The organism is Quisquiliibacterium sp., assembly GCF_982640115.1.
Genome location: NZ_CEXFHW010000021.1, coordinates 23,722 through 32,310, shown reverse-complemented (window position 1 = coordinate 32,310; position 8,589 = coordinate 23,722). Strand labels below are relative to the sequence as shown.

Sequence of the window (8,589 nt, the reverse complement as noted above, 5' to 3'; positions counted from 1 at the left end):
GCCGCGACGCGGCGCGACCAGGTGGGCCAGCAGCTGGCTGCCGGCATCCTGCACCTCGACCAGCCCGTCGCGAAACGCGGCGGTGCGCTCGAGCCCTGGCTTGCCTTCGACCCGCAGCGCGAGCGGCGCGATGGCCAGCGGCTGCGCAGCGATGCCCTCGGCGGCCAGCGCGGCAAGCGCGGCAGCGGGGTCGGTCCTGAGCAGATTGACGCGAAGGTCGAGCGGCGCGGGCCGCAGCAGGGCCGCGCCGAGCGATTCCAGCGCCGCCGGATCGAGCGCCGCGGCAAGCCGCTCGGCCAGCCAGTCGGGCAGGCTCAGGCGCACCGCGGGCGCCATGCCATCGGTGACCAGGCGCTCCCGGGCCTGATGGACGGCGATCAGGCGGGCCGGCAGCGGGCCGCTGCCGCTCTGGGCGAACTGGGCATAGAGCCGACGCTGACGCAGGATGTCGTAGGCCATCTCGGCCAGGCGGCCGCGATCGGCCCGGCCCATGGCGGGATGGGCGGCGAAGAAGCGGCGCAGGTGCTGATCGGCCGGCTCGGCCAGGCTGAGCATCTCGCCGACGGCGGCCTGGGCGAGCTGATCGAAGCTCTGCGGGGCATCGCCGCGGGCCGGCCGCCGGCTGCCCCGCCCGGCGGTGGACGGGTGCGGCTTCCGGCCGCCGCGTCCAGGGTTGGACACGCGCGGCTTCATGCCACCGGCACCCAGAGCAGCAGCGGGTCGGCGGCGGGCGAGGCGCCGATCCAGCGCGCGCGCTTGCCGCTCAGCGCCAGACGTCCCTCGATCAGGGCGCGCAGCACGGGCGGATACAGCCGGTGTTCGGCCTGGAGCACCCGGGCGGCAAGCGCGGCCTCGTCATCATCGGGCAGCACCGGCACCGCCGCCTGGGCGAGGATGGGGCCGGCATCGACCGCCTCGTCGACCAGGTGCACCGTGGCGCCGTGCAGCTTGACCCCGGCGGCCAGCGCCTGCCGATGGGTGTGCAGACCCGGGAAGGCAGGCAACAGGGAGGGGTGGATGTTGACCAGCCGGCCGGCATGGCGGCGCACAAAAGCCGGCGACAGGATGCGCATGTACCCGGCAAGAACGATCCAGTCGATGGCGGCCTCCTCGAGGCACTGGCTGATCTGCGCATCCTGGGCGGGCCGGTCGAGCGCCGGGTTCAGGGGTAGGATGCGCACCGGCAGGCCGAGTTCGCGGGCCCGTTGCACGGCGGGGATGTCCTCCCGGTGGGCCAGCACCAGCGCCAGGCGTGCAGGCCAGGCCTGGCTGGCAGCGGCGCGGGCGATGGCCTGCAGGTTGGACCCCCTGCCCGAGACCAGCAAGGCCACGCGCGGCACGGTGGCCGGCGACGGCGGATCGGACATCGGCATGACCGAATCTTACCATCATGCCGCCCCGGGCTCTCCGGAAAGCCTTATAATTCAAAGTTTTACCAGATTCCCGCCCGGCTTCGGCCGGCACTTCCCCCGACGCGCTCCCGATGCAAGTCTTTCGCCGCCTGCCCCCGGCCGCTCAACGCCAGCCCTGCGTGCTGACGATCGGCAATTTCGACGGTGTCCACCGTGGCCACCAGGCGGTGCTGCAGCGCCTGGTGAGTGGCGCCCGCGAGCGCGCGCTGCCGGCCTGCGTGCTGACCTTCGAACCGCACCCACGCGAGTACTTTGCCGTCAGCCGTCCGGGCGCCGGCCCCGCCCCGGCACGCATCCTCACCGGCCGTGACAAGCTCGGCGCGCTCGCCGCCTGCGGCGTCGACCGGGTCTGCATCGCGCACTTCAATGCCAATCTCGCCGCGATGCCGGCGCAGGCCTTTGCCGAACAGCTGATCGTCGAGGGCCTGCAGGCCCGGCACCTGCTGATCGGCGACGACTTCCGCTTCGGCGCGCAGCGCCGCGGCGACTTCGATCTGCTCGCCGGCCTCTCGGCACGCCACGGTTTCGGCCTGGAGCGCATGCCCACCATCGCCGATCGCGGCGAGCGCTACTCCAGTTCGGCGGTACGCCGGGCGCTGGCTGCCGGCGACCTTGCCCGCTCCCGTGAGCTGCTGGGCCATCCCTACTGCGTGTCCGGCCATGTCATCCATGGCCGCAAGCTCGGACGCACGCTGGGCTTTCCCACGCTGAACATCGGCATTCCCTTCGCCAACCCGGCGGTCGCCGGGATCTTCATCGTGCAGGTGCACGGCCTGGGCCCGCGGCCGCTGCCCGCGGTGGCCAGCCTGGGCACCCGCCCGGCGGTCGAGAGCAACGGCCGGCTGCTGCTCGAGGTGCATGTGTTCGACTTCTCCGCCAGCGTGTACGGCGCGCTGGTGAGCGTGGAGTTCATCGCGCGGCTGCGCGAGGAGCGCCACTACGACAACCTCGACCTCATGGTCGAGCAGATCCACCGCGACGCCCGCGCCGCGCGCGACCACTTCGGCATCTGACCCAGGAACCCCCATGGCTGACGACCAGGCCAGGAGCCCGCGCAACGCCTCCGCCGGCGCGACCTCCTACCGCGACACGCTCAACCTCGCCGACACGCCCTTCCCCATGCGCGGCGACCTCGCCCGGCGCGAACCCGGCTGGGTGAAGGCATGGCAGGACAAGGGCACCTACCAGCGCATCCGCCAGTTCTCGCGCGGGCGGCCGCTGTGGGTGCTGCACGACGGCCCGCCCTATGCCAACGGCGACCTGCACATCGGCCACGCGGTGAACAAGATCCTCAAGGACATGGTGGTCAAGAGCCGGCAGATGTCAGGCTTCGACGCGCGCTATGTGCCGGGCTGGGACTGCCATGGCATGCCGATCGAGATCCAGATCGAGAAGCAGTTCGGCAAGCATCAGCCGGCCGATCTGGTGCAGAGCCGCTCGCGGGCCTATGCCACCGAGCAGATCGCCCGCCAGAAGAAGGACTTCATCCGCCTGGGCGTGCTCGGCGAGTGGGAGAACCCCTATCTCACCATGGCGCCGCGCAACGAGGCCGACGAGCTGCGACTGCTCGGGCGCCTGCTCGAGAAGGGCTATGTCTACCGCGGCCTCAAGCCGGTGAACTGGTGCTTCGACTGCGGCTCGGCGCTGGCCGAGGCCGAGGTCGAGTACGCCGACAAGACCGACATCGCGGTCGATGTGGGCTTCGCGTTCCGCGCCGACCAGGCCGACGCCCTTGCCACCGCCTTCGGTCTGGCGGCGCTGCCGGTGCCGCGCGGCTTCGCGGTGATCTGGACCACCACGCCCTGGACCCTGCCCGCCAACCAGGCGCTCAACCTGCACCCCGAGGTCGAGTACGCGCTGGTGCGCACGGCATGGCAGGGTGAAGACACCCTGCTGGTGCTGGCCGCCGAGCGGGTGCAGGCCTGCCTGGCCGCCTGGGGCCTGCAGGGCGAAACGATCGCCCGCTGCCCGGGGCGCGCCCTCGAGCGGGTGAGCTTCAGCCACCCCTTCCACGACCGCGCCTCGCCGGTGTACCTCGGTGAGTACGTCACCACCGACACCGGCACCGGCCTGGTCCATTCCTCGCCCGCCTACGGCGTGGACGACTTCATCTCCTGCAAGCGCTACGGCATGACCGACGCCGAGGTGCTGCAGCCGGTGCTCGGCGACGGCAGCTACGCCGCCTCGCTGCCGCTGTTTGGCGGCGAGTCCATCTGGAAGGCCAATCCGCGCATCGTCGAGCACCTGCGCGGGCTGGGCCGACTGTTCTCGGCCACGAAGTACACCCACAGCTACATGCACTGCTGGCGGCACAAGACGCCGATCATCTATCGCGCCTCCAGCCAGTGGTTCGCCGGCATGGACCTCACCCCGCGCGAGGGCGGGCCCACGCTGCGCGAGACCGCGCTGCGGGCGGTGGAGGCCACCGAGTTCTATCCCGCCTGGGGCAAGGCACGGCTGCACGGCATGATCGCCAACCGTCCCGACTGGACGCTCTCGCGCCAGCGGCAGTGGGGCGTGCCGATGGCCTTCTTCGTGCACCGCGAGACCGGCGCGCTGCATCCGCGCACCGCCGAGCTGATCGAGGCGGTGGCCAGCCGCATCGAGGCCGGCGGCATCGAGGCCTGGCAGCGGCTCGACCCGGCCGAGCTGCTCGGCGAGGAAGCCGCGCTCTACGAGAAGAACCGAGACACCCTCGATGTCTGGTTCGATTCCGGCGCCACCCATGCCACGGTGCTGCGCGGCTCGCACCGCGAGCAGTCGCACTTCCCGGCCGACATGTACCTCGAGGGCAGCGACCAGCACCGCGGCTGGTTCCACTCGTCGCTGCTCACCGCATCGATGACCGATGGCCGGGCGCCCTACCGCGCGCTGCTCACCCACGGCTTCGTGGTCGACGGCGAGGGCCGCAAGATGAGCAAGTCGCTGGGCAACGTGATCGCGCCGCAGAAGGTGTCCGACACGCTCGGCGCCGAGATCCTGCGGCTGTGGGTCGCGTCCACCGACTACTCGGGCGAGCTCTCGCTCTCCGACGAGATCCTCAAGCGCGTGGTCGAGGCCTACCGGCGCATCCGCAACACCCTGCGCTTCCTGCTCGCCAACCTGTCGGACTTCGACGCTGACACCCAGGCGCTGCCGGTCGACGAGCTGCTCGAGATCGACCGCTACGCACTCTCGCTCGCCGCCCAGTGGCAGGCCGGCATCGAGGCCGACCTCGCCCGCTTCGAGTTCCACCCGGTGGTGTCGCGCCTGCAGACCTTCTGCTCCGAAGACCTCGGCGCCTTCTACCTCGATGTGCTGAAGGACCGCCTCTACACCACCCGCGCCGACAGCCACGCCCGACGCTCGGCGCAGACCGCGCTGCATCACATCGCGCATGGCCTGCTGCGGCTGATGGCCCCCATCCTCTCGTTCACCGCCGAGGAAGCCTGGCCGATGCTCGCGCCGCGCCTGCACCGCGAGCAGGGCGAGACCATCTTCACCCAGACCTGGCACGCCTTCCCGGCACCGGCCGATGGTGCGCAGCTGCTGGCCAAGTGGGCGCGCATCCGCGAGCTGCGGGCGCTGGTGCTCAAGGAACTCGAGGCGCAGCGCGCCGCCGGCCTGATCGGCTCCTCGCTGCAGGCCGAGGTCACGCTGCACCTGCCGCCCGAGGACCGCGACCTGCTCGCCACCCTGGGCGATGACCTGCGTTTCGTGCTGATCACCTCGCAGGCCACCCTGGCCGATGCCGCCCCCGACGCACCGGCCTCGGTGGGCGTGGCCGCCAGTGCGCATGCCAAATGCGAGCGCTGCTGGCATCTGCGTGCCGATGTCGGCCACGACCCGGCGCATCCCACGCTGTGCGGGCGCTGCACCAGCAACCTGTTCGGCAGCGGCGAAGCCCGCCGCGTCGCCTGACGAGCGCGCGATGGCCCGCCGCACCCGCCGTCGCGAGGGCACCAGCGCCAGCACCCGCGGCCGCCAGCCCCTGGGCGGCTGGCTGCTGCTCGCGCTGGCGGTGACGGTGCTCGATCAGCTCGGCAAGCTGCTGGTACTGCGCGCCTTCGCGCCCGGCGAGCGGCTGCCGGTGGTGCCGGGCTGGTTCGACCTCACCCTGCTCTACAACCCCGGCGCGGCCTTCAGCTTCCTCGCCTCGGCCGGCGGCTGGCAGCGCTGGTTCCTCACCGGCGTGGGCGTGGTCGCCGCGGTGGTCATCGCCTGGATGCTCTGGCGCCATGGCAACCAGCGCCTGTTCGCGTTCGGGCTCGCGCTGATTCTTGGCGGCGCGATCGGCAACGTCATCGATCGGATCTGGCTGGGTCAGGTGGTCGACTTCCTGCTGGTGTACCGTGGCAGCTGGCACTGGCCGGCCTTCAACATCGCCGACGCCGCCATCACGGCGGGCGCGGCCCTGCTCATCCTCGACGAGCTGCGGCGGGTACGCCGCGGCCGCTGAACACGCCACCATCCGGGGGCCCCATGGAACTGCGCAACCGACATCTGCTGCTGGGCATCACCGGCGGCGTGGCCGCCTACAAGGCCGCCGAGCTCGCCCGCGAGCTGCAGCGCCGCGGCGCCACGGTGCAGGTGGTCATGACCGAGGCCGCCACCCGCTTCATCGGGACCGCCACCTTCCAGGCGCTCACCGGGCAGCCGGTGTTCACCGACCAGTGGGATCCGCGCATCGCCAACTCGATGGCCCACATCGAGCTGTCGCGCCGGGCCGATGCCATCCTCATCGCACCGGCTTCGGCCGACTTCCTCGCCAAGCTCGCCCATGGCCTGGCCGATGACCTGCTCTCCACGCTGTGCCTCGCCCGCAGCCGGCCGCTGCTGGTGGCGCCGGCCATGAACCGCGAGATGTGGGCCCAGGCGCCCACCCGCCGCAACATCGCGCAGCTGCGCGAAGACGGGGTGCGCGTGCTGGGCCCGGCCAGCGGCGAGCAGGCCTGCGGCGAGACCGGCGAGGGCCGCATGCTCGAGCCGGAAGACATCGCCGAGGACATCGTGGCGCACTTCGTGCCGCAACGGCTCGCCGGCGTGTCGGCGCTGATCACCGCCGGACCCACCTTCGAGCCGATCGACCCGGTGCGCGGCATCACCAACCTGTCCTCCGGCAAGATGGGCTTCGCCATCGCGCGCGCCTGCCGGCAGGCGGGCGCGCAGGTCACCCTGGTGGCCGGCCCCACCGCGCTGCCCACGCCCCGCGGCGTGCATCGGGTGGATGTGCGCACCGCGCGGCAGATGCATCAGGCGGTGCTCGACCAGCTCGACGCACCCGGCGCGCGGCCTGGCCTCTTCGTGGCGGTGGCCGCCGTGGCCGACTGGCGGGTGGCCAACGCCAGCAGCAGCAAGCTCAAGAAGACGCCCGACGGGGCGCCGCCGGTGCTCGAGTTCGCGCAGAACCCCGACATCCTGGCCGAGGTCGCGGCGCGGCCCGCTGCCCCCTACTGCGTGGGTTTCGCCGCCGAGAGCGAAGACCTCGAGCGCAACGGCCAGGACAAGCGCGCCCGCAAGGGCGTGCCCCTCCTGGTGGCCAACATCGGCCACGAGACCTTCGGCCAGGATGACAACGAGCTGCTGCTGATCGACGCCGAGGGCATGCAGCGCCTGCCGCGCGCGAGCAAACAGGCGCTGGCCGCGCAGCTGGTGGCCGAGATCGCGCAGCGGCTCGCAGCCACCGGCGCGGCAGCGCGCGGTCAGGCGCCAACGCCATGAGTCCCTGCGCATCGGAGTCCGCCCAATGAGCCCGCTGCGCGTCGACCTGCGCATCCTCGATCCCCGCATGGCCGAGCGGCTGCCGGCCTATGCCACGCCCGGCAGCGCCGGCCTCGATCTGCGCGCCTGCCTCGATGCGCCCCTGTCGCTGGCACCGGGCCAGACCGAGCTCATCCCCACCGGGCTGGCCATCCACCTGGCGCATCCCGGCTACGCCGCGGTCATCCTGCCGCGATCGGGCCTGGGCCACCGCCACGGCATCGTGCTCGGCAATCTGGTCGGACTGATCGATTCCGACTACCAGGGCCATCTGATGGTCTCGTGCTGGAACCGCGGCCACGAGACCTTCCGCATCGAGCCCTTCGAGCGCATCGCCCAGCTCGTGGTGGTGCCGGTGGTGCAGGCCGCCTTCCGGGTGGTCGATGCCTTCGACGCCAGCGAGCGCGGCGAGGGCGGTTTCGGCAGCACCGGGCGCTGAGCGCCGGGCGCGCCGGTCAGGCCGAGGCGATCAGCGCATCGAGCTTGCGCGCGTCGGCCACGAACAGGCGGATGCCCTCGGCGAGCTTGTCGCTCGCCATCGGATCTTCATTGAGCTCGAAGCGGAAGTGCTTCTCGTCGAAGCGCACGCGCTCGATCGCCATGGCCTGCGCCTGGGCCGGGTCGAGCCGGCGACGCACCGGCGCGCTCGAGGCCTGCAATTCGCCGAGCAGTTCGGGGCTGATCGTGAGCAGGTCGCAGCCGGCCAGCGCGATCACCTGACCGATGTTGCGAAAGCTCGCACCCATCACCTCGGTGGGATAGCCGAACTTCTTGAAGTACTGGTAGATACGGCGCACCGACAGCACGCCGGGATCGTTCTCGGGCAGGTAGTCCACCCGCTCGCGCTGGCGGTACCAGTCGTAGATGCGGCCCACGAAGGGCGACACCAGGGTGACGCCGGCATCGGCGCAGGCCACCGCCTGCGCGAACGAGAACAGCAGGGTCAGGTTGCAGGTGATGCCGTCGTTTTCGAGGCGTTCGGCCGCGCGAATGCCTTCCCAGGTGGCGGCCACCTTGATCAGCACGCGGCGGCGGTCCACGCCGGCGTCGCGATAGAGCTCGATCAGGCGGCGAGCGCGCGCCACCGTGCCCTCGGTGTCGAAGGACAGGCGCGCATCCACCTCGGTGGAGACCCGGCCCGGGATGATCTTCAGGATCTCGCCGCCGAAGCGCACGATCAGGCGGTCGGCGAGCATCTCGGCGGGTTCGCCGCGGTGCGCGGCCACCACCTCGGCAAGCAGGCCGCGGTACTCCTCGCGCGCCACCGCCTTGAGGATGAGCGAGGGATTGGTCGTGGCATCGCGCGGCGCGAAGGCCCGCATGGCGAGGAAGTCGCCGGTGTCGGCCACCACGGTGGTGTGCTGCCTGAGCTGTTCGAGTGCGGTCATCGGCCGGGGATCCTGAAGAGCGCGGGCAACATGCCATTGGCCCGGATCGG

Annotated in this window: 8 protein-coding genes; 5 read left to right on the top strand and 3 right to left on the bottom strand. The window is 71.6% G+C overall.

What is annotated here, in order from left to right; translation table 11 throughout:
- A partial coding sequence (locus AC2H6A_RS04415) for an RsmB/NOP family class I SAM-dependent RNA methyltransferase (protein ID WP_484271926.1) occupies positions 1–681 on the bottom strand: 681 nt, incomplete at its 3' end.
- A gap of 8 nt (positions 682–689) precedes the next feature.
- Positions 690–1,367 carry a phosphoribosylglycinamide formyltransferase gene (gene purN / locus AC2H6A_RS04410; protein ID WP_484271925.1) on the bottom strand — a complete coding sequence of 226 codons (678 nt, stop codon included), beginning with the start codon at positions 1,365–1,367 and terminating at the stop codon, positions 690–692.
- Between the two features lie 116 nt (positions 1,368–1,483).
- Here purN and AC2H6A_RS04405 point away from each other — a divergent pair, with 116 nt between their 5' ends.
- From AC2H6A_RS04405 to dut, 5 genes are read left to right on the top strand one after another with little or no spacing between them, the layout of a single operon-like run.
- A complete protein-coding gene (locus tag AC2H6A_RS04405) occupies positions 1,484–2,425 on the top strand; it encodes a bifunctional riboflavin kinase/FAD synthetase (RefSeq protein WP_484271924.1) in 942 nt (313 codons plus the stop codon).
- Positions 2,426–2,438: 13 nt separating this feature from the next.
- Positions 2,439–5,312, top strand: coding sequence for an isoleucine--tRNA ligase (ileS, locus tag AC2H6A_RS04400; protein WP_484271923.1), 2,874 nt, complete (start codon positions 2,439–2,441; stop codon positions 5,310–5,312).
- A gap of 10 nt (positions 5,313–5,322) precedes the next feature.
- Positions 5,323–5,850 (top strand): signal peptidase II, encoded by a 528-nt coding sequence (lspA, locus tag AC2H6A_RS04395; protein ID WP_484271922.1) that lies wholly within the window; start codon positions 5,323–5,325, stop codon positions 5,848–5,850.
- A 23-nt stretch (positions 5,851–5,873) separates the two neighbouring features.
- A complete protein-coding gene (gene coaBC / locus AC2H6A_RS04390) occupies positions 5,874–7,112 on the top strand; it encodes a bifunctional phosphopantothenoylcysteine decarboxylase/phosphopantothenate--cysteine ligase CoaBC (protein ID WP_484271921.1) in 1,239 nt (412 codons plus the stop codon).
- A 25-nt stretch (positions 7,113–7,137) separates the two neighbouring features.
- Positions 7,138–7,590, top strand: a complete 453-nt coding sequence (dut, locus tag AC2H6A_RS04385) for a dUTP diphosphatase (protein ID WP_484271920.1) — start codon at positions 7,138–7,140, stop codon at positions 7,588–7,590.
- A gap of 16 nt (positions 7,591–7,606) precedes the next feature.
- Here the strand turns inward: dut and tal are convergent, their stop codons facing one another.
- Positions 7,607–8,539, bottom strand: coding sequence for a transaldolase (gene tal / locus AC2H6A_RS04380; RefSeq protein WP_484271919.1), 933 nt, complete (start codon positions 8,537–8,539; stop codon positions 7,607–7,609).
- Between the last annotated feature and the right edge of the window lie 50 nt (positions 8,540–8,589).